The sequence below is a fragment of the Pseudomonas sp. URMO17WK12:I12 genome (assembly GCF_000514395.1).
Taxonomy (GTDB): Bacteria; Pseudomonadota; Gammaproteobacteria; order Pseudomonadales; family Pseudomonadaceae; genus Aquipseudomonas; species Aquipseudomonas mucoides.
In genome coordinates, this window is record NZ_AZVV01000005.1 from 391,229 (window position 1) to 413,327 (window position 22,099).

At 50.9% G+C, this 22,099-nt stretch carries 23 protein-coding genes; 15 read left to right on the forward strand and 8 right to left on the reverse strand.

Features of this window, described 5'->3' with window-relative positions:
- Nucleotides 1-111 precede the first annotated feature (111 nt).
- From D882_RS0107205 to gcvH, 3 genes are all read left to right on the forward strand, one after another.
- A complete protein-coding gene (locus D882_RS0107205) occupies nucleotides 112-1,188 on the forward strand; it encodes a hypothetical protein (RefSeq protein ID WP_027922603.1) in 1,077 nt (358 codons plus the stop codon).
- Between the two features lie 201 nt (nucleotides 1,189-1,389).
- Complete coding sequence (locus tag D882_RS1000000133480) at nucleotides 1,390-1,602, forward strand: hypothetical protein (protein WP_050590153.1); 213 nt, start codon at nucleotides 1,390-1,392, stop codon at nucleotides 1,600-1,602.
- 318 nt (nucleotides 1,603-1,920) lie between these two features.
- The gene (gene gcvH, locus D882_RS0107215) at nucleotides 1,921-2,307 is read left to right on the forward strand and encodes a glycine cleavage system protein GcvH (RefSeq protein ID WP_027922604.1); all 387 of its coding nucleotides are present in this window, start codon (nucleotides 1,921-1,923) and stop codon (nucleotides 2,305-2,307) included.
- A 168-nt stretch (nucleotides 2,308-2,475) separates the two neighbouring features.
- Here the strand turns inward: gcvH and D882_RS1000000131905 are convergent, their stop codons facing one another.
- On the reverse strand, nucleotides 2,476-3,438 hold the full coding sequence (locus tag D882_RS1000000131905) for a LysR family transcriptional regulator (RefSeq protein ID WP_081743919.1): 963 nt from the start codon (nucleotides 3,436-3,438) through the stop codon (nucleotides 2,476-2,478).
- A 354-nt stretch (nucleotides 3,439-3,792) separates the two neighbouring features.
- Between D882_RS1000000131905 and D882_RS01000000130870 the strand changes: the two genes are divergently transcribed.
- The 4 genes from D882_RS01000000130870 (at nucleotide 3,793) to D882_RS0107235 (ending at nucleotide 7,527) form a co-directional block, all read left to right on the forward strand.
- Entirely contained in the window at nucleotides 3,793-4,329 is a 537-nt protein-coding gene (locus D882_RS01000000130870) for a carboxymuconolactone decarboxylase family protein (protein WP_032833451.1), read from the forward strand.
- Between the two features lie 88 nt (nucleotides 4,330-4,417).
- The gene (locus D882_RS0107225; RefSeq protein ID WP_027922605.1) at nucleotides 4,418-4,984 is read left to right on the forward strand and encodes a carboxymuconolactone decarboxylase family protein; all 567 of its coding nucleotides are present in this window, start codon (nucleotides 4,418-4,420) and stop codon (nucleotides 4,982-4,984) included.
- Nucleotides 4,985-5,388: 404 nt separating this feature from the next.
- Complete coding sequence (locus D882_RS0107230; RefSeq protein ID WP_032833452.1) at nucleotides 5,389-5,934, forward strand: carboxymuconolactone decarboxylase family protein; 546 nt, start codon at nucleotides 5,389-5,391, stop codon at nucleotides 5,932-5,934.
- A 1,074-nt stretch (nucleotides 5,935-7,008) separates the two neighbouring features.
- Nucleotides 7,009-7,527, forward strand: a complete 519-nt coding sequence (locus D882_RS0107235) for an acyloxyacyl hydrolase (RefSeq protein WP_027922607.1) — start codon at nucleotides 7,009-7,011, stop codon at nucleotides 7,525-7,527.
- Between the two features lie 213 nt (nucleotides 7,528-7,740).
- Here D882_RS0107235 and D882_RS0107240 read toward each other — a convergent pair whose 3' ends face one another.
- From D882_RS0107240 to D882_RS0107265, 6 genes are all read right to left on the reverse strand, one after another.
- The gene (locus D882_RS0107240; protein ID WP_027922608.1) at nucleotides 7,741-9,174 is read right to left on the reverse strand and encodes an alginate export family protein; all 1,434 of its coding nucleotides are present in this window, start codon (nucleotides 9,172-9,174) and stop codon (nucleotides 7,741-7,743) included.
- Between the two features lie 228 nt (nucleotides 9,175-9,402).
- A complete protein-coding gene (locus D882_RS0107245) occupies nucleotides 9,403-10,737 on the reverse strand; it encodes an MFS transporter (RefSeq protein ID WP_027922609.1) in 1,335 nt (444 codons plus the stop codon).
- 65 nt (nucleotides 10,738-10,802) lie between these two features.
- Entirely contained in the window at nucleotides 10,803-11,813 is a 1,011-nt protein-coding gene (locus D882_RS0107250) for a 2Fe-2S iron-sulfur cluster-binding protein (RefSeq protein ID WP_027922610.1), read from the reverse strand.
- Nucleotides 11,810-12,808, reverse strand: coding sequence for a PdxA family protein (locus D882_RS0107255; protein ID WP_027922611.1), 999 nt, complete (start codon nucleotides 12,806-12,808; stop codon nucleotides 11,810-11,812). Before D882_RS0107255 ends, D882_RS0107250 begins: the two co-directional genes overlap by 4 nt.
- Nucleotides 12,805-13,275, reverse strand: a complete 471-nt coding sequence (locus D882_RS0107260) for an aromatic-ring-hydroxylating dioxygenase subunit beta (RefSeq protein ID WP_027922612.1) — start codon at nucleotides 13,273-13,275, stop codon at nucleotides 12,805-12,807. The genes D882_RS0107255 and D882_RS0107260 overlap by 4 nt, the downstream gene beginning before the upstream one ends.
- Nucleotides 13,276-13,289: 14 nt before the next feature.
- Complete coding sequence (locus D882_RS0107265) at nucleotides 13,290-14,549, reverse strand: aromatic ring-hydroxylating dioxygenase subunit alpha (RefSeq protein ID WP_027922613.1); 1,260 nt, start codon at nucleotides 14,547-14,549, stop codon at nucleotides 13,290-13,292.
- Nucleotides 14,550-14,683: 134 nt separating this feature from the next.
- Between D882_RS0107265 and D882_RS0107270 the strand changes: the two genes are divergently transcribed.
- Nucleotides 14,684-15,472, forward strand: a complete 789-nt coding sequence (locus tag D882_RS0107270) for an IclR family transcriptional regulator C-terminal domain-containing protein (protein ID WP_027922614.1) — start codon at nucleotides 14,684-14,686, stop codon at nucleotides 15,470-15,472.
- A 186-nt stretch (nucleotides 15,473-15,658) separates the two neighbouring features.
- Nucleotides 15,659-16,156 (forward strand): DUF3788 domain-containing protein, encoded by a 498-nt coding sequence (locus D882_RS0107275; protein ID WP_050590154.1) that lies wholly within the window; start codon nucleotides 15,659-15,661, stop codon nucleotides 16,154-16,156.
- A gap of 93 nt (nucleotides 16,157-16,249) precedes the next feature.
- Here D882_RS0107275 and D882_RS0107280 read toward each other — a convergent pair whose 3' ends face one another.
- Entirely contained in the window at nucleotides 16,250-17,659 is a 1,410-nt protein-coding gene (locus D882_RS0107280; RefSeq protein WP_027922616.1) for a PLP-dependent aminotransferase family protein, read from the reverse strand.
- Nucleotides 17,660-17,750: 91 nt separating this feature from the next.
- Between D882_RS0107280 and D882_RS0107285 the strand changes: the two genes are divergently transcribed.
- The 6 genes from D882_RS0107285 (at nucleotide 17,751) to D882_RS0107315 (ending at nucleotide 22,046) form a co-directional block, all read left to right on the forward strand.
- The gene (locus D882_RS0107285) at nucleotides 17,751-18,167 is read left to right on the forward strand and encodes a cupin domain-containing protein (RefSeq protein ID WP_032833453.1); all 417 of its coding nucleotides are present in this window, start codon (nucleotides 17,751-17,753) and stop codon (nucleotides 18,165-18,167) included.
- Nucleotides 18,168-18,653: 486 nt separating this feature from the next.
- On the forward strand, nucleotides 18,654-19,271 hold the full coding sequence (locus D882_RS0107295; RefSeq protein ID WP_027922619.1) for a nitroreductase family protein: 618 nt from the start codon (nucleotides 18,654-18,656) through the stop codon (nucleotides 19,269-19,271).
- Between the two features lie 55 nt (nucleotides 19,272-19,326).
- Nucleotides 19,327-19,851 carry a carboxymuconolactone decarboxylase family protein gene (locus D882_RS0107300; protein WP_256218327.1) on the forward strand — a complete coding sequence of 175 codons (525 nt, stop codon included), beginning with the start codon at nucleotides 19,327-19,329 and terminating at the stop codon, nucleotides 19,849-19,851.
- Between the two features lie 177 nt (nucleotides 19,852-20,028).
- A complete protein-coding gene (locus D882_RS0107305) occupies nucleotides 20,029-20,739 on the forward strand; it encodes an SDR family NAD(P)-dependent oxidoreductase (protein ID WP_027922621.1) in 711 nt (236 codons plus the stop codon).
- A gap of 39 nt (nucleotides 20,740-20,778) precedes the next feature.
- Nucleotides 20,779-21,321, forward strand: a complete 543-nt coding sequence (locus tag D882_RS0107310; RefSeq protein WP_027922622.1) for a carboxymuconolactone decarboxylase family protein — start codon at nucleotides 20,779-20,781, stop codon at nucleotides 21,319-21,321.
- A gap of 26 nt (nucleotides 21,322-21,347) precedes the next feature.
- Nucleotides 21,348-22,046: a glutathione S-transferase N-terminal domain-containing protein gene (locus D882_RS0107315; RefSeq protein WP_027922623.1), complete on the forward strand. Its 699-nt coding sequence runs from the start codon at nucleotides 21,348-21,350 to the stop codon at nucleotides 22,044-22,046.
- The last annotated feature ends 53 nt before the right edge of the window (nucleotides 22,047-22,099 follow it).

Consider the following 22,099-nt stretch of genomic DNA (forward strand, 5'->3'; position numbering starts at 1 on the left):
TGGCATCAACCCGAACTGGGCGCATAACAGCTATCGGTGTACGAAAACTTTTTTCCGCGGCCTGGTCATTTCGCCGAAACAGACGGCTGTTCCGAAGCAGGAGAGCTAACGATGCTCGACACTAAAAGAGTAGACACCTCAGTTCCCCAATTGCTTAACGTGCAAGCTGTACCTGTCGAGGGCACTGTGTGGATTCCAGCAATAACTGCTGCAATCTACCCTTGGATCCTTGACGCGTTTCACTGGGTTGTCACACCAGTGTCTAACGGAGGCCCGAATACACAGATCTCGACAGCCTCGACCCTGTTGGCAGCACTGTTGCTGCTGGCTGCATTTGCTGTACCTCTGATAAATCTATTGATTGCCAGTCGTCCGCAGCAGTCTACCCCCCTTACCACAGCTCACATCCGGGCACGTCGCTTCGCGTTACTGGCAATAACTGCACCCACGGTTTACGTGTTATTTGGTGTGCTCACCTACATGGCGGGGACTACGATTCCTGACACGTGGATTTGGACGCCGGTCTGGTTGCTGTTTGGGTACTGGGTTTCTCGGGCGCCTGCATCTGTCACATCGCATCGGTATTCGCCATCGGTACATCTACGTGTAACACATGGTGTCACTGGCGCAATCGTAGCTGTTTATGTGTTGTTTCATATATTCAACCACCTGTTCGGTCTCATCAGTCCAGAAGCTCACGGCGCTGTCATGGACATTGGTCGAAAGGTTTATCGAGCGGCAGCAGTCGAACCATTATTGGTAGCAGCCATGCTGTTTCAGATAGCCACCGGACTGCGACTGGCATGGACGTGGAGTGAGACATATGTAGATCGCTACCGGGTATTCCAGATTGCATCCGGGGTGTTTATGTCGGTGTTTATCCTGGGCCATATGAACTCTGTGTTTGTCTTCGCCCGAAGCTTTCTCAAAATACCAACCGACTGGGCTTTCGCTACCGGGCTACCTACTGGACTAATCCATGACCCCTGGAATATCCGTCTGGTGCCGCACTATTCGCTTGGCGTGTTCCTGGTGCTCGCGCATCTGTGCTCGGGATTGCGCGTTGTGATGTTGGCACACAATGTTAATCGGTCGACTGCCAATCGGACCTGGTGGTTAGGTACCGTGTTAAGTGTATTGGTTTCGGCAGCCATAATGTGTGGCATGACCGGACTTCGGCTGGTGTAGACCTGTACACAGTCATTTACCAACCATTGCTAGGGATTTCTTGAAGAAGGCATCCCGTTTTGGGGAAAAGCTGGGGCTTCCGCTGCCGAGTTTTCGGGTCAAGCAAATGACCTTCGCCGACGCTGAGTATGCTGGCAAGCACGGGCTAACCTGCAAGGAACAGTTTCTGATTGAGATGCATCGGTTAGCCTCACCTTGCGGTTGCACATCGACCTGAAGTGGATCGCATCAGACGATCTGGCGTCGCTTCGCAGTCCCCGAAAAATTACCTTGGGCGAGTTGCATCACGTCATTCAGGCCATGACGGAATCGGTCGACAATCACCTGCTTGAGTTTGAAATAGCATCTGAAAAATACGGGCTTCCGACCCTGATGGCCGGACAGTGTTTCCAGAAGCTCGCAGGACATTCGTGAAAGCGCTGTTCGTAAAAAAACGTTCAACTATTTCTATGATTTTAGTGACAGCGGGAGTCGCTGAATCAAAGCCGAGAAAAGATTAATTACGATCACAGGCCCTCAATTACCGTATGGCATTGAAGGTGTCAATCCTTGCCCACCTGAAAGCATTGGTGTGGCAACGGCTAATCTGGATTTTCTAGAGGTCATGGCAGACCCAAAGCTTCCAGAACACGACAGGTTTTCGAAAGAAAATGGTTGCTCCATACGCTAGTGTAAATAGAAGGAGAGGCTTGGCCGAAAAAATCAACCAATATTTGGAACTAAGGGGTTTATATGAGCAACATTCTATCCAAGCTGCGTTTTGCTTTAAGTCATGAGTGGGCTCGTCTGGAAAGAGATGGAACCATTACCGTTGGAATCTCAAAGCATGGTCAAGACATGTTGGGGGACATTGTTGCGATCGAACTGCCGATCGTAGGACAGATCTATGATGCAGGTGATCAGGTAGCGGTTGTGGAGTCGATAAAAACGGCTTCAGATATACATTGTCCAGTTTCAGGAGCAATTGCGGCCATCAACACTGAGTTAGCAAGTAATCCAACTGAGCTGAACGACTCACCTTATGAGCAATGGCTTTTTAAGATATACCCCGATGATGTCGTGGAGATGAGTTTGTTATTGTCAGCAGACGACTATGCTCGGGTAGTAGTAGGTGAATAGAAGGCTGGATTAACAACTTATGAGCTGAAAACAGAAGTTGATGCTTGGGCTGCTCGTTGTTATATCGTTGACTGCTAGCCCTCCCTAAAGGTTGTATTGTTGGATTAATATATTCAATGGTCGATGATGAATCAGGGTAAGTGTTATCTTTTGATGTACTGTTGGCAGCTATAAACCTGGGTATTCAGGCATAGAGGTGTTCATTCCTGCTCGCAATCTATCTTTATCACCAAGTAGGACAGCTCTTAGACGTGGCACGACAAAGTCAAAAAAACTACGCGTTTTGACGGGCAAAGGTATCTGGCCTGAGTGTACCAAGTTGACGGGTATAGGCATCGGTTCAAACTCACGAAGAACCAGCCGTAATTTTTGTTGTTCGACGGCATGTGCAATTTGATATGACAAAACATGAGTTAAGCCGACATTGGCAATAGCCGCATCAATAGCTGCTTCGGCAGTGTTTACTGAAAGCCGAGGTTTTACTATTACAGTTAGTAGATCTGTTGGTGTGGAGGCCTGAGAAAAACTCCACATCGGACCGGAGGGCAACCCTTCGAAATTGACACATGAATGCTCTGTGAGTTCGCCAGGATGTATGGGTTTTCCGTGACTTGCTAGATATTCAGGGCTCGCGCAAACTACCCGGCAAACAGTTCCAACTTGGGTCGCTACCATGTTGCTATCCGGTAATCGGCCTATTCGTACAGCGGCATCGATATGATCATCAACAAGATGCATTGTTTTGTCAGATAATATCAGCCGGGTATTAATTTGAGGAAATGAGGCTAAGAATTCATTGATGATTGGTAGAAGATGAAGGCGTCCGAAGACAACAGGCGCTGTAACAACCAACTCACCGCGAGGTGTTGAGTATTCACCAGATGCCGAACGTTCTGCCTCAGTCACCTGGTCAAGAATCTGCTTACAAGACTCAAGGTAGGTCAATCCGGCGTCAGTAAGAGTCAAGCTACGAGTAGAGCGTATCAATAGCCGAACACCTAAATGCTCTTCTAAAGCTGCGAGTTTTCTACTGACTGTTGGTAGTGGAACGGAGAGCTTGCGGCTAGCAGCGGAGAAGCTTCCAGCTTCCACAGTCGCGACCAAGATGGACATCGCTTCAAAACGATCCATTTTGTAAATCCTCTCTGAAATAAATACATTTCGGCTGTGGTTGTTAACCTACCAGTCGCTTTAATGGAGGTAAAGGTACAGTTTGATTTATGCAGATTTCAGGATAATCAATGCATTTTGACGGGAGACTGGCCAGAGGGAATTAAGCATATTTCGTCCTCCAGGTATTTCATTAGACAGCTTTTTTGCTTTATTTATTTGCTTGGCCAGACGGTGTTTCTGCACATCACCTTCGTCAATTGACCTCTGATCTCATTTTCTGAAAAGGTTGTTCTTGAAATGCACCAGTTATCAAGGATGATTTTAATCTTTAGGATAAGTTAACAAATCCAAAGCTCTTTAGAGGTAGTAAATATGTCGCGTATTGAAATTCCAAGTCGGGACGACACACCACCTGAGACTCATGAAACATTAGATGCGATTGGGAAACGTTTGGGCTTTTTTCCTAATCTATACCGGTTAACGGCGATTAGCCCAAAGACTCTTGCTGCGTTGGTGGCAATGCAGGCTCCATTGATGAAAGCTTTGGACTTGAAAACACGAGAGCGAATAGCACTTGTTGTTTCCGAGGTCAACGGATGTTCTTACTGCGTGGCTGCGCATACCTTTGTTGGGTTAAATTTGGCGAAAGACAGTCCTGAGGAAATCGCATTAGCTAGAAAAGGTCAGTCTAGCAATCCGAAAACCCAATCCATTCTTCGATTCGCAGCACGAGTCGCAGAAATGCGTGGGCATGTAAGTGAAGACGAAATCGATTGCGTGCGAGAAGCTGGCCTTTCTGATGCTGAAATAATCGAAGTCATCGGCTTGGTAATACAGTTTAGTTTTACGAATTATATAAATAATGTGTTTGATACGGATATCGATTTTCCAACTGACACGTTGGTGTAGCCGTCAAAGGGTTATCTAGGGTGGTAGCTTAATGATGTTAATGCATAATGTTGATTTGCTACCGCCAATTTTTTGCTGAGGTGAATTAATGACTCGCACAATAATCCCTACACGTGATAACGCAAGTAAAACTGCGCGGCCTATGTTTGATGCTGTTTATAAAAAGTTAGGGTTTGTTCCTAATGTGCTGCGTTTGACTTCACTATCACCTAATGCTCTTACAGCCTTAAATAGAATGCAGGAGTCACTGAGTGACAGCTTCGACGTGAGACTTCGTGCCAACGTGGCTCTCGCGGTTTCAGAGGTGAATGCATGTTTGTATTGTTTAGCGGCGCATACTTATATAGGTGTGAACTTTGGGAGGGTGTCACCGAGTGAGTTGTTGTTCGCTCGGGGTGGCATGTCCAGTGACAAAAAAATGGCAGCGGTAGGCCGTTTTGTCAAACAAGTTATTGATGTTCGAGGACATATTGCTGAAGTAGAATTAATAAACATGCGCGAAGCAGGTTTCACCGATGGACAAATATTGTCCATCATCGGTTTGAGTGTTCAATTTATGTTTACGAATTATATTAATAATGTTTTTGATACAAAAATAGACTTTCCAAAAGTACATGCGCTGGATGAAGGCAGTAAGATTCGAGAGTTTGAATAAGAGTTCATTTCATTCCTTATATAATTAAAGATGCATGTAAAATGCACCGAGCTTTCTCAGTGCTTGTAAGCTCGTTTATACTTTTTTTGTTAGTGATACATATCAAGTGAAGCCAGTGATAACTGATCGTTGAGACAGTTATTAGTTCTTTTATGTTGTGGTGAATGCTTTGGTGTTTAAAGTTTTACAGAAATAGTCTGTGTTGAGGTATCTATGGTAAGCGGTGCGTTAATTGGATTCATTTAGCCCACGTTGAAGGGCTCTAGCGATTAACTATCACAGTTAAGTAACAGGTTCTTTAAATTTGAGATGATGATTCCCCGTATCGAAGGATTATCAATCTAGCGTCGAGAACATATGCTTCCTTTAGCACCCACGACGGTTAAATGATAGAGGATTTATCGATGGCACGTATTGCTATTCCAACCCGCGACCAAGCTCCACCTAGTACTCACTCCACCCTCGATGCGATTGGTAGTCAAGCTGGGTATATTCCCAATATGTTTCGCATGCTGGCTTCCAGTCCCGACACCTTCGCAGGTGTCATCAGTTTCCAAGGTGCGATGTCCAGGGCTTTGAATGTCAAAACTCGTGATGCCATTGCACTAGCCGTAACTCAAGTTAATGACTGCCATTATTGCCGAAATGCGCATACTTACATCGGAAAAAGCTCAGTGAAAAGCTCCTCCGAAGAAATTACGCTAAATCGGCAGGGAAGTTCAAGGGATCCAAAGCGTGCTGCTGCGGTTATGTTTGCTAAGACTTTGGTAGAGCGCCGCGGTAAAGTAACTGATCAGGAACTTGCCGCTGTACGTGCTGCAGGCTACTCAGACCCCGAAATCATAGATATCACCGCATTAGCGGTGCAGTTCGTTCTGACCAATTTCATCAACAATATGGCCAACACTGATACTGATTTTCCTAGTGTATCCCAATCTGATTCGCGCTAAGTTAGTGGCTTCTAACGTCAATAATTGCTAACGGTACAAGCATCTATTTAAAGTGGTAGTGGTGTGTGGCGGTGCCTGTATAAGAGAAAAAGTGTTTGCTTTTCTAACATGGCTGTTTAACCGTTAATAGAAGTTGTACAAGGTGGGGAAAATGAAAGTTAAGAACATTACAAAGTCCGAAAACCTAACCAAGGGAGACGCCACTGGGAGCACTGGTAACAATTTTGTTGTGGCGAGACGCGTGAGTGAATCTAGTACTGAAGAGGTATGTGAACTTCATAGCCGTGGTGTTCAAGAGCAAGTTGATCCATATCTAGACACTAAAAGAACTAAACAAACACCCTATAACTGGTAGTTGGATAGTTGTCTATCAAAGATACTTATATCGGGTTTAGTGAGTTAGGAAGGATGTAAAATTTAGCTTTTGATGTCCAGTAGTAATAGGGTCTTGGTTTTTTGGAAATTTGCTACCTGTAATGTTGATCATGGCGTTTAATGTCGATATTGCTTGGCTTCGTGCTAAGGGGTGTAAGCGGTTTTATCCTTGGAGCTAGGATTCAATTTAGGAGAAGTGTGGCGAACCTCCAGTCAGTTTTCCGGGTAAGCAAAACAACGATGTAATTACATAATCATATTTTTATCAGGCTGTCTTTGAATGGTGTAATAGAACAAAATGCTGATTGATTTTTGCACTCGCTTATCTGTCTTATAAGTTTAATAGTGTACCGTCTTTTTAAAACTGTATTCATGGTGATGATTGGGCAGGGCTTTGAGTCGTGGTGCTTATGGTTTTTCTAATGTGATGACATACCATATATTGTTGATTGATAAAGCTATGCTGTAGTTTAACCTATTTACCCATCCTAAGATAAAAAACGCGACTGAAAGATTCGCCCCAATGGTACAGATCACGAGCAATCCCGATCTGGCACGTTTCTGAAATACCTTAGTGGCAATTTAAAATACGATCCCGTTTGTATCGCTTTCGCGTGGGTGGTGTCTAAATTCAAGTGAACTTCAGCCGTTGGATAGTCGATAAAATCAGAAAAATTCTTATAAAAATAGAGGTTTCGAATGACTCGTTCGTTTTGCCTGGCAGCAGTTGCAGCCACATTGTTAGGACACAGTATTGCCACGCAAGCCGCTGGTGTAGAGTTTGCTGTCGGGCAAACTGGCGAATCCACCATGACGTATCGTTTAGGGTTGCAAGTCGATTGGGATAAGAGCTGGTGGCAGGATGATTTCGGTCGTTTAACTGGCTATTGGAGCGGTGCATACACCTATTGGGAAGGTGATAAGACAGCTTCCAATAATAGCTTGTCCTTCTCACCTGTGCTGGTCTATGAGTTCTCCAGCCCGAGTATCAAGCCTTACATTGAATTAGGCGTAGGTGTGGCACTCTTTTCCGGCACCGAAATTGAAAACAACAGCCTCGGCAGTGCCTTTCAGTTTGAGGACCGCTTTGGTGTGGGAGTGCGTTTTTCCGGCGGGCAAGAAGTTGGAATTCGAGCGACTCATTATTCTAACGCGGGAATCACCAGTAATAATGATGGAGTAGAGAGTTATGCATTTCATTACAGCATCCCGTTGTAAATATCATGTTTTAATTGATTTCATCTGTTTTGACACCTTTGATCGACTAGATGCCTCAGATAGCGATAATGACTGAAACATTTGTGTCGAGCCCTTGTTTATACGACATTGCGACGATGCTCCTCAGCGAGGAGTACTAACGATGCAAAGCATAACCCGCACTTTGCGGCTTATGCTCTACCTATTCGCGTTCTAGTCCTTGACTACCTCTTTTCAATAACGAAACGAGGTGCGTAGAACCACGATTTGCGAGTCACTGCCTCCGGCATTCTTGATTGCTGAATCGGTGTCATAAAATAAGTAGTCGAGATCGACCGTGATGTTGGAAGTTGGTGTCCAATTGGCGTTAGCTTGATACAAGGTGCCCAAGCGTTTGCCGCTGCTAGAGGTGGTTCCAGGAACGGTCACCATGCCGGGCAAGTACACTCCGTCATCGCTGTTCTGGCGCCATGCGGTAAATACTCCGGGTTCAAAACGAATCTTGTCGAAGGGTGTAAACCGTAGGGTGGGACCTACTAGAATAATGTTCGATAAGGTTGTCAGGCTAGCCTGGCCGTAAAAGGCGTTCTTGGGGAACAAGGGATCGAATGTCCCGGCCTTGTGATCACCATCCTTGTCGCCGCTGGCTGCATCTACGCGAAAACCCAGTCGAGCCTTCCATGGTCCTGCGAAGGTATAACCGCTGTCACTGGACACTGCCCAAGCGTCAATGTCAGCATCGGCAATGTGTCCTGTCTGCTTCATTAAGTCCCAGGTCCAATCAAGCTTGTCCCATTCACCGAACAACCGTGTGCCGAAAGTGTAGCGATTGTCTTCCCCGGTAAAGCCATCGAGCGTACGTTGCTCTGTTTCCAGGCCAAATGCATAAAGATCGACCTTCAACTCGCTAAACACAGGTAGGGTGCTGTAGAGGCCGTAGAACTTCTTTTTGTGATCGCTGGAATCGTTGAACGAGCCCACATCCCTAGTAAGAACCGGCTTCATGGAGAATGCGTCCAGCTTATAGCCATTGCTTCCAATCCAGCTCATCCGCACGCCATCGAATGCCTGCCGGATGTTAGGGATTTCCCGATAGGTGACCAGTACCTGATTGCCGTAGGCCATTTCCTGACGGCCGACACGTGTTGTCAATTTGCCGCTTTGATATTGCAGATTGCCATCGATGAATGCTTGTTGCACTTCATTGCGACTTTGATCGGATGGGCTGGGTAAGTCTTTACCAAAAACACGGGTATTTCCCAGCTCGATAAACGTACGCAGGCTGTCATCGAATATATGCAAGTCGGCATGGACTTCTGCGCGCTGCATTAAGTATGAGTCATCCTTCACGCCTTTCAAGCCAAAAACTGGTTTGTCCGCAGCATCGGCGCGATAACGCAGCTCAGCGCCGGTTTGCAACCAGGCAGAATCCGACAGGCGCTGATAGCGCAGTCCATCGAATCGATCCGTGCGTTTCGCGGGATCATCGAGAAAACGATAATCTTCAAGCGACCGATTCGGTCCGGGGCGAGGAGGGCGCAGTTTCTCCAGTGGAGAGGGTGACGCGACCTGAGCCTCTGAAGCCTGTGCGCTCGATACAGTCGTTTGGCTCAACGCCATAAAAATCGCCAGCGGTAGTGAATAACACTTTATTGCGAGATGTGACATCTGGTTGGCTCCTGTTTTTATTGTTCGTGAAGCAGGCGGATGCGCGCACTGAGACCTCAACATCAAGTTGAAGCTTCGCGGTGTTTTTCGGACAAGGCTTATTATGCCTTGGAAGAAATATCGGCCTTGGCTTTGAATCAGTTGTTATTGTTTTAGTGAGGCAAGCGCGTACTCTTCCTTGAGTAGATTTCAGTTGAAACGGATTATCTTTATCTCCGTGTCTAAACCTTATTGTTTATTGCCATAGCGGCGACCAAGAAATAGCACGAGGAATCCCGCAATCAACATCGGGATCGCCATGCCATAAAAGACTGCCGAGGGTGACCAGCCGATGCCTAGTGCTGCGCCGACCAAAATGGGGCCTGCGATCCCTCCGATTCGTCCGATACCTAGTGCCCAACCGACACCTGTTGAGCGCATCGGTGCTGGATAGAAAACTGCTGCCAGAGCGATAAGACTTTTTTGTCCGCCGCTGATACAGCATCCCGCGAAAAAGTTTGCGCTCAACAATATCCAGAGCGGGCTGTGGAAGGCTAACCCGGTCAATGCTACGAACACGAAGCCGACCAGATATAGGATGCCGACGGTTTTGTACGCCCCCAATCGATCCATCGAAGGTCCGGTAATGAACGCTGCTGCAATGCCCCCGACAGTTGTCAGTGTGGTAGCCATTACCACAGTACTCATTGGGTAATTGAGGCCGGTCATGATCGAGGGTAGCCAGCTTTGTAGCGCATAAAACTCGCCAAGGTTAATTGCGAACACTAGCCATAACAGTACAGTGCCCATGACTCTGTCCCGGGTGAACAGATTGGCGAGCGCACCGTGTTGTCCTTGTTCGAGTGCCTCGACCACGAACACCGGTTTGCTTTGGTGTCCCACACTGGCATCTATTTTGCGAAACGCACTCAGGATATGTTGCGGTGGCATTTTGTTCTTGATCATGAACACCATGGATTCAGGCAAGAAGCGGAACAAGACGGGTACCAGCATCAAGGGTGCCAACGCACCGACCCAGAACATCGAGCGCCATCCGTAATGGGGGATGAACCAACCTGCAGCTAGCCCTGCCGCGATGAACCCCAGTGAGAAGCCGCAGTAAATTGCCAACACGAAGGTAGCGCGCAGACGTTTAGGGCTGTATTCGCCGGTCATGGCAATGGCGCTTGGCGCGGCTGTGCCCAGGCCGACCCCAGTAATGAAACGCAAAATCATCAGTTCAGTCACGTTGGTTGCCCAGACTGAAGCTAAGGTGCAAAGGCTGAAGACAATTGTGCTGACAATGATCGCTTTTTTGTGTCCGAAACGTTCGGACAGTGGGGTCAATACTAGATAGCCGACCATCAAGCCCGCGAGTGATGATGAAAATATCGGTCCAAGCATCGGCTTGGAAAGACTCCATTCCTGAGCGATATACGGAGCCATGTAGCTAATGGCTTGGGTATCGAACCCGTCGAGAAACATGACGAGTCCACACAGGATGATGACCCCGTATTGAAACGGACTGACTCGGCGCTCATCGACGAATTGCGGCAACTGCAAGGGCTTTGACTCAGGCAACATTTTTTATCCTCACGGCCATTTGGCCTTGTTGTTTTTATGTCACGCAGGCATTGGTGAGAGATCGTCTAGGCTTTCGGTTGGATTTCTCCTGAAGGTACAAATGCATCGCAGTAAAATGCATCAGGCGAAAGCTGGCCTTCAGCAGTCAGGTCGTTCAGCGCAGCGGTAGTCATGACCGGGTTACCACAGGCATACACCTGATGGGTGCTCAGGTCGGGGTAGTCCTCAAGTACTGCCCGATGTACCCAGCCGGTTCGTCCAGACCAGCCCGGTTCGGGCTCGGAAAGCACAGGGGTGAAGATGAACTGTGGCAGGCGCTTGGCCCACTGCGCGGGCAGATCGGCGAGATACAAGTCCTGGGTGTTGCGGGCGCCCCAATACAGATGCATGGGCCTGGATCCGCCTCGCTTGATCTGGTCTTCGATAATGGATTTGAGCGGTGCCATACCCGTGCCGGTGCCCAGCAGAATGACGGGGTAATCAACTCCTTCATCCAGTGAAAACTCGCCATAGGGCAACTCCACCGTGAGTGCGTGGCCTTTTTCCAATCCCACCAACACTCCCTCGGAAAAGCACCCCCCGGGTACGTGGCGAATATGCAATTGCACGCCGTCGCTTTCGTGTGGCGGATTGGCCATGGAGTAGTTGCGGCTGTCACCACCCTCCATCAGTACTTTGAGGTATTGGCCGGCCTGAAATTTTGCGCGCACACCCGATGGGAAACGCAGATGTAGCACCACGACATCGGCATTGGGTCGGGTGATGCGATGGACCTTAGTGGTGATAACCTTGCGCACGGGAGCCGCACGCTGAACGATGCGTTTTGGTGTGATTTCCACTGACGTACACGGTCGTGCCTGGCATAGCAAGACGCCGGTGGCTGGCCCGCGTGCGAGTCCTTGGCCGCGTACTTGCAACTCACCGGCAGCAAGGCCGCCTTCGCAGGTTGAACACACCCCTTTTCGGCAAGAGTAGGGGATTGAATAACCAGCGCGCTCTGCTGCGTCCAGTACCGTTTCATCGGATTCGCACGGAAAGGTAATATCTGTCCCGGAGACGGTTACATCGAATGTCATGCCGAGGCCTCCTGACTAGAAAATGCTGTTCCGCCGATCAGGCGCAGCGCGCGGATCACGGCTTCCGGGTCGGCTATGTTTTTGCCTGCGATGTCGAACGCTGAACCGTGGCCTACGCTGGAAAACATCAGGCCGGCGCCAATGGACAAGGCTGAAGCGGTGCGCCCGGCCAGCAGTTTGATCGGGATATGACCCTGATCGTGATACATGGCGATGAAGGCGTCATAGCCCTCCTGGTTGAGCATTAAATCAGCGCCGACCGGCCCGCGTGCGTCGATTCCTGCTTGGCGCAGGCGCTCGATTGCCAGGACGTTTATCTGTTCATCATCTCGACCGAATAGTCCGTTTTCCCCAGCATGGGGATTAATGCCGAACACACCGATTCTTGGGTTAGCGATGCCCAGCGCCTGCAACGCAGTTGCCGCCGCGTGACCTGCTGCAACAACTAGATCTGGCGTCAATCTGGCAAGTGAGTCAGCCAGTCGCTCATGCAAGGTGGCATGGACGATGCGAAGTCCGGCGCCAATCAGCATCAGAAACACACGGTCGGATTCGACCCCCACAAGTCGCGCAAGCAGGTTTGGATAGCCCGAGAATGTAATGCCGGCATTGTTTATCGCGGTCTCGTTGTGTGGACACGCAACAATGCCGCGCGCCAGACCTTGGCCAAGGCACGCTACGGCAGCGGACAAATAAGCCACGGTGGCTGTCCCTGCATCGCCGCTCAGCTGTCCAGGCATGAAAGCATTGAACGATAGGTTTCGCACCGGCAGCAGGTGGAGGACACCTGCTTCTGCCGACGCAGTACCGTCATTTTCTTCGATGCGAAGACCTGTGCCCCGCACATAATGCTCGACAACAAAACGATCGCCGACGATAACCGGGTTGAATTCCGGATCGTCCTGCAGTGCGGCAACTGCCTTGACGGCGATTTCCGGCCCAATGCCGTTGGGGTCGCCGATACTTAGGAGAATTCTCTGTGGTGGCCTTCTCATAGTGGAAGTGCCAGCAGGGTGTGAATTCGGGAGCTATCGCACACTACGATTCGTTCTGCCAGCATGGCGCTTGCGTCTTCGATCCGGTAGCAGTCGATATAGCGGCCGGAAACGAAATTATCAGTAGTGCCGTCACGCATGATGCGTAGCACAATAAAAGCGGTCTCACTGCGTACCAGATTGTCGTTTTGCTCCAGAATCACTGGTTGATTGAGCATATGGCGATAGCTGTGGCGCTCATAGATGTTGGCTTCGCGCAAGGCGGAAATCCGGTCGACCAACATGCCGCGATTGTTAGCCCAGATCATGCCGGCTGGCAGACCCTGCCTATAATTGTCGGCAGTGGTTACCGTGTACAAACACTTCTCCAGGAAAAACTCCGGCCACGCTTCAAGAGGACCTTCATCGATGCAGCGAGCATATAAAGCCTGGGTCTGGCTGATCAGTGTAAAAATAGTCTGTGTCACAAACGGTTCCCCTCTTATAGATCCATGGCTGCGCGATAAGCTTTCCAGAAGCCGCGGATAGAGGCCTCGGTAATTCGGCTGTCACTTGACTCTGCGTCAATCCCGCCCATTTCCAGCACTGCGGTATGGTTGCTGGCACCGGCAATGCCGCGCTGAACGAAACCGCCAACACAGCCGTCCTCCATGGAGATATATCCCGCCGGCCCGACGAGATTGGCTTGCTTGAGGCGAGTCAGATGTTGTTCGGGGCTATCGTCGTCGAAGCCCAGGTATGTCCAGTTGAGTTGAGTGGTTTGCACACCACGTGGAAGCACTTGACGGACTGCGATCGAGTTCTGGATTTGTTGCAGGACGAAGCAAGGAAAGATCGAAAGGATTTGTAGCGTGACGTCATCGCCGACTTCGCTGAAGCCCTCGAGCAGTGACGGATCTTGCAGTTGATACTCGCTATCGGAGCGAATGCTTTGCTGCGCGTAGGAGGCATCGCGTTCTGCCTGACGCTCAGCCTCGCGGTCGATGGCCGAGTAGCTGACGTGATGTCCGCCGCTCTCGTCGACAATGATCGCACCGCGTTGGGACAGTCGGTTGATTTCGAAGGTAGTGAAGAACAAATGCAGGATGCTAGCGTGGTACGAATCCTTTACGTTCTCGATGTACAGTTTCCAATTGTTGGGCAGCATTTGCGTATAGCGGCCAAGGACAACTGGTTTGCGTCCACCAAGCACACGTTCGACGCGGCTGAGGATTTCCTCGCCCAGGTACTCTTCGATATCGGGTACATCATCCGAAAAGCTACCGAACACCAAGCCGTGAACAGATGCCACTCGCAATTTACGCGGGCCATGTTCTTCCATGCAAAACGAAGGTGCCATACCGCTACGGCCCTTTATGCCATCCTTGAATGCGACCCCGGTCAGGTCGCCTTGCAGGTTATAGCTCCAGGCGTGATAGACACATGTGAAGTCCTTTGCCTTGCCGCTGTCATCTAGGGCGAGCAGGGCGCCGCGGTGCGCGCAGCGATTTTCGAAGGCATAGAGTTCACCGTCGGTGTCGCGGGTGACGATGATCGAGGTTTCGCCAATAAAACTGGTTTTGTAATCGCCAATCTCAGGGATTTCCGCTTCAAGGCACAAGTAATTCCAATGTGGCCCCTGGAAGAGTCTCGTTTGCTCTTCCTTGTAGACAGTGTTGCTCTGGAAAGCCCAATAAGGTACGCGGGTTAAGCCATCCGGCCAGGCCAGATTTTCAGGTTCGCGGTCGGTAACAATGTTCATCTTCTCTCCCGATAAGGTCTTCATGGATGCAGAAAAAAGCCTTTTTCCACAATTTCATGTTGACGTGAGACTTTGTTTTTGTTCGAATAGCGAACAAAGTTTCATTTCACGAACAATTAGAGACCCTGCGAATTATGGTTGTCAAGAAAAATGCGCCAGCAGGTGACGCACCCGTGCGCGCGCCGGAAGGTATGTCGGGCCTAGCGAAAGGTCTGGCGATCATCGAAGTGTTCGGACTGGAGCACTCGCAATTAACGGTGACGGATGCCGCTCGATTGACCGATACCACCCGCGCTGCAGCTCGACGTTGCCTACTCACGCTGGTGGAACTTGGCTACCTGAGCCATGACGGCAAGCATTTCTGGCCCACGCCGAGATTCTTGCGTCTTGGTGCGGCTTATCTCGACGCTGCGCCATTGCCGCAGTTGGCTCAGCCCCATTTGGCGTCGGCACGCGAAGCCCTTGGAGAGTCGATTTCCCTGGCAGTGCTGGAGGATGGCTGGTCAGTATTTGTTGCTCGTGCAGAGACAGCTAAAATCGTGACCACTGGCGTACGTCTAGGTGCGCGTTTGCCGGCGTATGGTTCGGCAACAGGACAAGTACTGTTGGCAGGTTTGAGCGATGAAGCCATCCAGCGTTATCTGGTGAATCCGCCGCCACCGACCACTGCGTACATGATCGTCGACCCATCGGTGATCATGGAGCGGATCCAGCGAGCTCGAGTCGAGGGTGTCGCATTTACCGATGAAGAGTTGGAGTTGGGAATGCGTTCCATGGCAGTGCCAGTGAGGAATGCTCAGGGTAGGGTCGTCGCTGCCATGAGCATCAGTACCTTTTCGGCACGCTTGTCCCTTGAAGAGTTACGTGAGCAATGTCTCCCGGTGCTCCAGCATCATGCTGCGGTGCTTGGGTGCATGCTTTAACAGTCGAGCGATATCTGCAGGTTAAATTCATATCCTTGGTACACATGGGAATTGAGGATCTTGGTCCTTCAATCCGCACCATTAGCGGTTCAAAATCGACAGAAAGATGAATGAAACAATCCACGATTGACATTTGTCCGACGCGATAGCGCACATCTGCGCAGAACTCTGCTAACCAGGAAACGTATGAAATTTCAAGACCAGCATTGCAGTCAGCAAGAGAGCGACCTTGAACAGTTTTCTGAGATCGGTGACAGGATCATCGGCAAATCGGCGTCGCCCGATGAAAGTACTGTTCGAGGCTGGGTCGGGCTGGAGGCGTTCGAGCATTGGACACAGCTGCGAAGCTGGATCGACCTATCCTACCCCGGCGTTTTCGAGCCAGAGTGGCTTTATGGCGGCAAGAAGCGTGGATGGGTCTTGCGCTACAAGAAAACCAAGGCGTTCTGCACCATGATTCCGGGATACAGGCTGCTTTCAGTCCAAGTGGTCTTGGGGCGAGCAGAGCGAGATAAGTTTGAGGAGCGGCGTTATTTCTGGCGCCCTGAATTGGTCAAGCTCTACGATGAGGCGCACACATACACTGACGGGAAGTGGCTGACAGTTGGGATCTCATCCGCAGATGATCGGCATGAGGTGATGGAGCTTGTCAGTATGAAGCGCCCCCCAACTAACACGCGCTGAATGTCGCGCAAACCCAAAACGATCATAATCAATCCATGAGAGTCCGACGAAGCATCCGTCTTCGTGCACCTATGTGATGCCTGGAACACCGGGCTAGCGATATCGCTCGATGATCTCGAACAACTGACGGCACGATGTAGCCATGTACGGTTCAGGCGCCGTGGCAACGCCGAGCAAAAGGCCCGATGAGTTCTCTGCAGGAGTGGCGAACCACGCTGACAAAGGCGATGGTGCCATGCCAAAGGTCATCGCTTCGCGAACGATTTGCACGTCAGGCATGCTGTCGGGGAGTTTGAGAAGTACCGCCAGGCCTGCAGTAACCCATTCGGCATTACGCGCTCGTAGCTGCTCGCATAAGGTGTCTCGCTGGGCAGAATATAATCGCTTGAGACGACGGACGCGCCGAATGTAGTGACCGTCGTGCATGAATTGAGCAGTTGCCAGTTGAATGACAGGTGAAGGCGCAGGGGCAAGGGTTGCGGCTACCTCGGAGAACGCTGTTACCAGTTCGATTGGTGCCACAACAAATCCCAGGCGTAACCCCGGGCTCACAGTCTTGCTGAAAGAGCCTATGTGGATAACCCGTTTACCCTCGTCCAAAGACGCTAAGGCAGGGGCCGCCCGGCCTTCTAATTGCAGCTCGCTGAGGTAGTCATCTTCGATGATCCAGGCGTCATTCGAGACCGCCCATTCAAGAAGTTGAAGCCGTCGCCTCAAAGACAAGGTTGAGCCCAAGGGCGCCTGTTGACCGGGCGTCAGGACAGCTAACGCGGCATCCGCGGCATGCTCAACACCGTAGCCTACGTTGAGACCTTCTGCGTCCACCGGAATCGGAATGATGTTTAAACGTGCGAGCTCTAATCCCTTCCGGGTAAGAAAAAATCCGGGCTCTTCCATCCAAACCTTCTTACCGTCCAGACCTAACACTCGCAGAGCAAGCCCTAAGCCAGAACTGTATCCCGAAGTGATAAACACTTGCTCGGGGAAGCAGTGGAGATTTCTGGCGATGGAGAGGTAGCCCGCGATTTCTCGGCGCAACTCAATCTCCCCCCTAGGATCGGGATAGACCAATGACAAGAAAGATCCGGTCTTTAATAGATTGGACGAGCGTGCGCGTGCGAAAAGTTGTTCTGGTAAGCCTTCAAACGCTGGAATACCGAGCTGAAAGATCGCCGGTCCAGAGTTCATCCGCTCATAAGCTCTCATAAAATCCCCAGGCTCCGGTACTTCCGGCTGAGCTATCGCTGGACGGGAGCGTGGTGCCACGCGTGTGCCCTTGGCTCCGAATGTTTCGATCATTTGGGCGTCAGATAGCCGCTCATACGCCGCTTGAACTGTACCGCGCGCCACCCCGAGGTGCGCGGCGAGGTCCTGCCACGAAGGTAATCGAGTGCCTGGTGTTAGCAAGCCTGACTCTATTGCCTTGCTGATACTCATACGAATTTGTTCTGAAAGGGAAAGCTTCGCTGTCCGATCAAGCTGAATCTGCAGATCTGAATTCATATTCTTGGTACACACAAAGGTGGGGGATCTTGGTTCTACAATTCATACCATCGACAGTACAAGATGCAAAGACCAAACGGAGCAACCCGATATGATCACTCGCCCGATTTTGACTGCATTTTGTGTAACCGTTGCAATCTTCTCCAGCGCTGGCTCTTACGCTCATGGGCTTGGCGAAATCGTGAAACCGAATTTTGAACAAGCGATTCCCAATTTGCCGGGTAAATCGCTTGTGGCTGTAGAAGTTGAATACCCCCCAGGCGCAAGCTCGTTGCCTCACCTGCACGCGAAGTCTGCGTTCATTTACGCGTACGTGGTATCGGGCTCAGTTGAATCAAAGGTCAATGACGGTGAAGTGCACGTGTATCGCACTGGTGAGAGTTGGTCCGAAGCTCCCGGTGCTAGCCATTCTATAAGCCGGAATGCGAGCAAAACAAAACCTGCAAAGTTATTGGCGGTATTCGTCGTTGATAGCACTGACAAAGAACTGACGACGCCGGTCAAGTAAACATCTTTTCGGAGTAAGAATGGGCATATGGTCCCACCAGGAGTAGATGGTGCGGCTTGTGTCAAAGCCTTCGGCGGTGATTTGGTTGTGTCATACAAAGTAGCCAGTAGGCAGGTGTACTTGCGAGATAAGCTTGGCGACGGAGCTATCTATAGACGACCCCGATAAGTTGTGAGGCCTGCTCGAAACTTACAATGTAATCATCTTCGAAGGCCAGAGCTATATAGGGCGAATTCTCAGCGTAGTTTAACGTATGCCATTGTATTGCCTTCGCAGGTGAAATGTTTTCAACGGACATTAGTAAATAAAAGGACAAGATCGCCACCGGTTTGGTAATTCGTTGTGCCAACTGCAAGCGATTCATTAGTCCAGCGACCACCAGAAGCAGAGGAGAAAATGCAGCTCAACATCTCGAACGGAACCAGGTACCCATAGAGTGAGAACTCTCTTGTACCTAAACTTATATCTTTAGTTATAGGAACTCCCATGACCAACGCCGTCATCGAATGTATCGTGAGTCGCAGCGCCGCTAAATACTATGACCCTGCCGCCACTTTGAGCGACGACCTAATCCGCGAGTTGGTGCGAATCGGCACCTCTGCGCCGACATCCTTCCACATACAGAACTGGCGCTTCATTGCGGTACGCACTCCTGAAGCCAAAGCTCGGTTGAGTCCCGTTGCCTGGAGTCAGCCGCCGATCACTGAAGCTGCCGTTACTTTCATCATCTGCGGCCAATTAGCCGATTCCAGCGTAATACCGGATCGCCTGGCACCGTTGGTTGAATTGGGCATCATGCCTGCAGCGATGGTATCGGATTGGGAACTCCCCGCACGCGATTTGTATTTAGAGCACCCGCAACGCCAGCGCGACGAGGCAGTACGTACGGCCACTTTCGGCGCGTCGGCAATTATCTATGCCGCCCGTTCGATAGGCCTGGGTTCTACGCCGATGATCGGTTTCGATGCAGAAGGGGTGGCCCGCGAGTTCGGACTGGCTGAAAACGAAGTACCGGTCATGTTGTTGGCCGTAGGCGCTGAGCGCCCAGGAAACTGGGCACAAAAGCCGCGTCGGCCATTGGCTGAAGTGTTGGATTTCGTTTAATTATCAGTGAAACCAGTAATTTACGGAGACTACAATGCCTAGATGTGAAGTTCTAATGCCCGAACAAGTACCGGCTGACTCGAAACCGACTCTCGATGCGTTCACCAAGAACATCGGGTTCACTCCCAATATGATGGCAACCTTCGCGCAGAGCCCAATCGCGTTCAACGCATGGGCAACTCTGCTCGGCTCCATGAGCAAAGCGCTCGACGTGAAGACGCGTGACAGCATTGGCCTCGCTGTTTCCGAAGCGAATGGCTGCAACTACTGCCTGACGGTTCACAGCTTTACGGCCGAGCACATGGCCAAGCTCCCGGCCGAAGAAGTCATTCTCGCTCGCAAGGGCCAGGCCACTGACCCAAAGCGCCACGCTGCCCTTCAGTTCGCGCACAAGGTCATCGAGACTCGCGGCAAAGTCAGTGATGCCGATCTGAAAGCCGTCCGCGATGCTGGCTACACAGATGCGAATGTCATGGAGATCATCGCGTTGGTGGCCATGTACTCCCTGACGAACTTTTTCAATAACGTGTTTGATCCCGAGAAAGACTTTCCTGCCGTTACGCCGGCTGGTTCGATCTGACCTCTATCGGGTCGCATCGACCCTCTCTAAGGATGCTTGGAGAATTGTTGTGATGCGGGCATGACGATAAGGCCCAGACGCACCAGGAAAGAGGAAAGATTCTTGGGAACGCGTCTGGGCTTTTCTTATGTGCCGACAATCAGTGTTGAAGCGGAATAACATTTTCAGGGCTAAAGCATGAACAAGTCGCAGAAGGTTGTTGTGGTCACCGGTGCGTCACAAGGCATCGGCGAAAAAGTTGTGGAGGCATTTCGAAAGCTCGATTACTGCATCGTCGCAACCTCACGTTCGATTAAGCCGTCGGACGACGAGAACATCCTGAGCATCGCCGGTGACATCGGCGACCCCGCAACCGCCCGACGTGTCATTTCCGAAGGAGTCGCACGATTTGGTCGGATCGATTCGCTGGTGAACAACGCCGGCATCTACATAGGAAAGCCTTTTACGGAGCACACCGCCGAAGACTACGCCGCGGTTATGAATGTGAACATGGCGGGCTTCTATCACATCACGCAACTTGCGATCGCCGAAATGGAAAAGCATTCGAGTGGCCACGTGGTGAGCGTCACGGCCAGCATAGGCGATGCTGCAATCAGCGGGATCTATTCGGTATTAGCGGCTTTGACGAAGGGCGGCATCAACGCTGCCACGAAGTCACTGGCGATCGAGTATGCAAAGAAGGGCATTCGTGTGAACGCCGTCGCTCCGGGGAACATAAAGACACCGATGCACGCGCCTGAAATTTACGAAGCGCTGGGAGCTTTCAACCCTGTCGGACGCTTGGGTGAAACAGGCGATATCGCCAACGCCATCGTCTTTCTCGACTCTTCGCCGTTCATCACTGGAGAGATCCTGCACGTTGACGGCGGACAAAGTGCTGGCCGCTGAGATAAGCCACCAGATATCCAGCAGCTTAAGGAAAATACGATGCCTAGAAGTGCAGCTTTAAAGCCGGAGCAGGTGCCCGCCGATTCAAAATCGACTCTCGATGCATTCACCAAGAATCTCGGGTTCACACCCAATATGCTCGCTACCTTCGCACAGAGCCCGATCGCATTTAACGCATGGGCTACTTGGCGCGCTTCCTTGAATAGGGCCCTCGACCTGAAGACGCGTGAAATCATCAGTCTCGCTGTATCCGAAGTGAATGGCTGCGACTATTGCCTTGCCGTTCATAGTTATGCGGCCAATAAGGCAAAGCTCCCGGCCGATGAAATCATTCTTGCGCGGAAGGGGCATGCAACCGATCTGAAGCGAGACGCCGCCGTCCAGTTTGCGTGCAAAGTCATCGATGTTCGAGGGCATGTCAGCGACACGGATCTGAAAACCGTCCGCGACGCGGGCTACACGGATGCAAACATCGCAGAGATTGTTGCGCTGGTAAACGTGTACTCCCTGACGAACTTTTTCAACAACGTGTTCGATCCAGAGAAAGATTATCCTGCTGTTCCTCCGGCTGGCTCGATCTAAATACTGGCGAGCTGGGGAGCAACAAAGTGACACTTGATCATCCGATTTTCACACGTTGGCCTGCGCGGTACCCTGATCGGTTGCAACTCTTTTCGCTGCCGACGCCCAATGGGGTGAAGGTCGGCATCATGCTTGAGGAAACGGGTGTCGCCTATGAGCCGCACCGGATCGACATCATAGCGAACGAGAACCATGATCCAGCCTTCCTGGCGCTCAATCCCAACGGCAAGATTCCCGCAATTTACGACCCCGATGGGCCGAGCGGTAAGCCGCTCGCGCTGTTCGAATCGGGCGCGATCCTGCTCTATCTTGCCGACAAGACGGGGCAGTTTATTTCGGCTGATCCTAACACCCGCTACGAAACTATCCAGTGGCTGATGTGGCAGATGGGGGGCGTTGGGCCGATGTTCGGCCAAGTCGGATTCTTTAACAAGTTCTCCGGCAAAGACTATGAGGACAAGCGCCCTCGCGACCGCTACGCAACCGAATCAGCGCGGCTGCTCAACGTCCTTGACGATCGGCTTGCGCACCGCGACTGGGTGATGGGGGATGACTACAGCATCGCCGATATTTCGTTGCTTGGTTGGGTGCGTAATCTGATCGGTTTTTATGAAGCGCGCGAGCTCGTCGGCTTCGACCGTTTTCTTCATGTTCAAGCATGGTTCAACCGTGGCCTCGAGCGTCCAGCGGTGCAACGCGGGCTCGTAGTGACAGCAACTAACTGAGGATAAATTTATGAAGATAGTCGGGATCGGTTTCGTAAAACCTATGGGATCGT

Excerpts from the sequence above, each read along its gene's own strand:
- D882_RS1000000131905 (WP_081743919.1), bottom strand. The coding sequence starts at position 3,438 with ATGGATCGTTTTGAAGCGATGTCCATCTTGGTCGCGACTGTGGAAGCT.
- D882_RS0107240 (WP_027922608.1), bottom strand. The coding sequence starts at position 9,174 with ATGTCACATCTCGCAATAAAGTGTTATTCACTACCGCTGGCGATTTTT.
- D882_RS0107300 (WP_256218327.1), top strand. The coding sequence starts at position 19,327 with ATGCCCGAACAAGTACCGGCTGACTCGAAACCGACTCTCGATGCGTTC.
- D882_RS0107225 (WP_027922605.1), top strand. The coding sequence starts at position 4,418 with ATGACTCGCACAATAATCCCTACACGTGATAACGCAAGTAAAACTGCG.
- D882_RS0107235 (WP_027922607.1), top strand. The coding sequence starts at position 7,009 with ATGACTCGTTCGTTTTGCCTGGCAGCAGTTGCAGCCACATTGTTAGGA.
- D882_RS0107275 (WP_050590154.1), top strand. The coding sequence starts at position 15,659 with ATGAAATTTCAAGACCAGCATTGCAGTCAGCAAGAGAGCGACCTTGAA.
- D882_RS0107295 (WP_027922619.1), top strand. The coding sequence starts at position 18,654 with ATGACCAACGCCGTCATCGAATGTATCGTGAGTCGCAGCGCCGCTAAA.
- D882_RS0107265 (WP_027922613.1), bottom strand. The coding sequence starts at position 14,549 with ATGAACATTGTTACCGACCGCGAACCTGAAAATCTGGCCTGGCCGGAT.
- D882_RS0107255 (WP_027922611.1), bottom strand. The coding sequence starts at position 12,808 with ATGAGAAGGCCACCACAGAGAATTCTCCTAAGTATCGGCGACCCCAAC.
- D882_RS01000000130870 (WP_032833451.1), top strand. The coding sequence starts at position 3,793 with ATGTCGCGTATTGAAATTCCAAGTCGGGACGACACACCACCTGAGACT.
- D882_RS0107305 (WP_027922621.1), top strand. The coding sequence starts at position 20,029 with ATGAACAAGTCGCAGAAGGTTGTTGTGGTCACCGGTGCGTCACAAGGC.
- D882_RS0107205 (WP_027922603.1), top strand. The coding sequence starts at position 112 with ATGCTCGACACTAAAAGAGTAGACACCTCAGTTCCCCAATTGCTTAAC.
- D882_RS0107250 (WP_027922610.1), bottom strand. The coding sequence starts at position 11,813 with ATGACATTCGATGTAACCGTCTCCGGGACAGATATTACCTTTCCGTGC.
- D882_RS0107245 (WP_027922609.1), bottom strand. The coding sequence starts at position 10,737 with ATGTTGCCTGAGTCAAAGCCCTTGCAGTTGCCGCAATTCGTCGATGAG.
- D882_RS0107285 (WP_032833453.1), top strand. The coding sequence starts at position 17,751 with ATGATCACTCGCCCGATTTTGACTGCATTTTGTGTAACCGTTGCAATC.
- D882_RS0107230 (WP_032833452.1), top strand. The coding sequence starts at position 5,389 with ATGGCACGTATTGCTATTCCAACCCGCGACCAAGCTCCACCTAGTACT.
- D882_RS0107280 (WP_027922616.1), bottom strand. The coding sequence starts at position 17,659 with ATGAATTCAGATCTGCAGATTCAGCTTGATCGGACAGCGAAGCTTTCC.
- D882_RS0107270 (WP_027922614.1), top strand. The coding sequence starts at position 14,684 with ATGGTTGTCAAGAAAAATGCGCCAGCAGGTGACGCACCCGTGCGCGCG.
- D882_RS0107310 (WP_027922622.1), top strand. The coding sequence starts at position 20,779 with ATGCCTAGAAGTGCAGCTTTAAAGCCGGAGCAGGTGCCCGCCGATTCA.
- gcvH (WP_027922604.1), top strand. The coding sequence starts at position 1,921 with ATGAGCAACATTCTATCCAAGCTGCGTTTTGCTTTAAGTCATGAGTGG.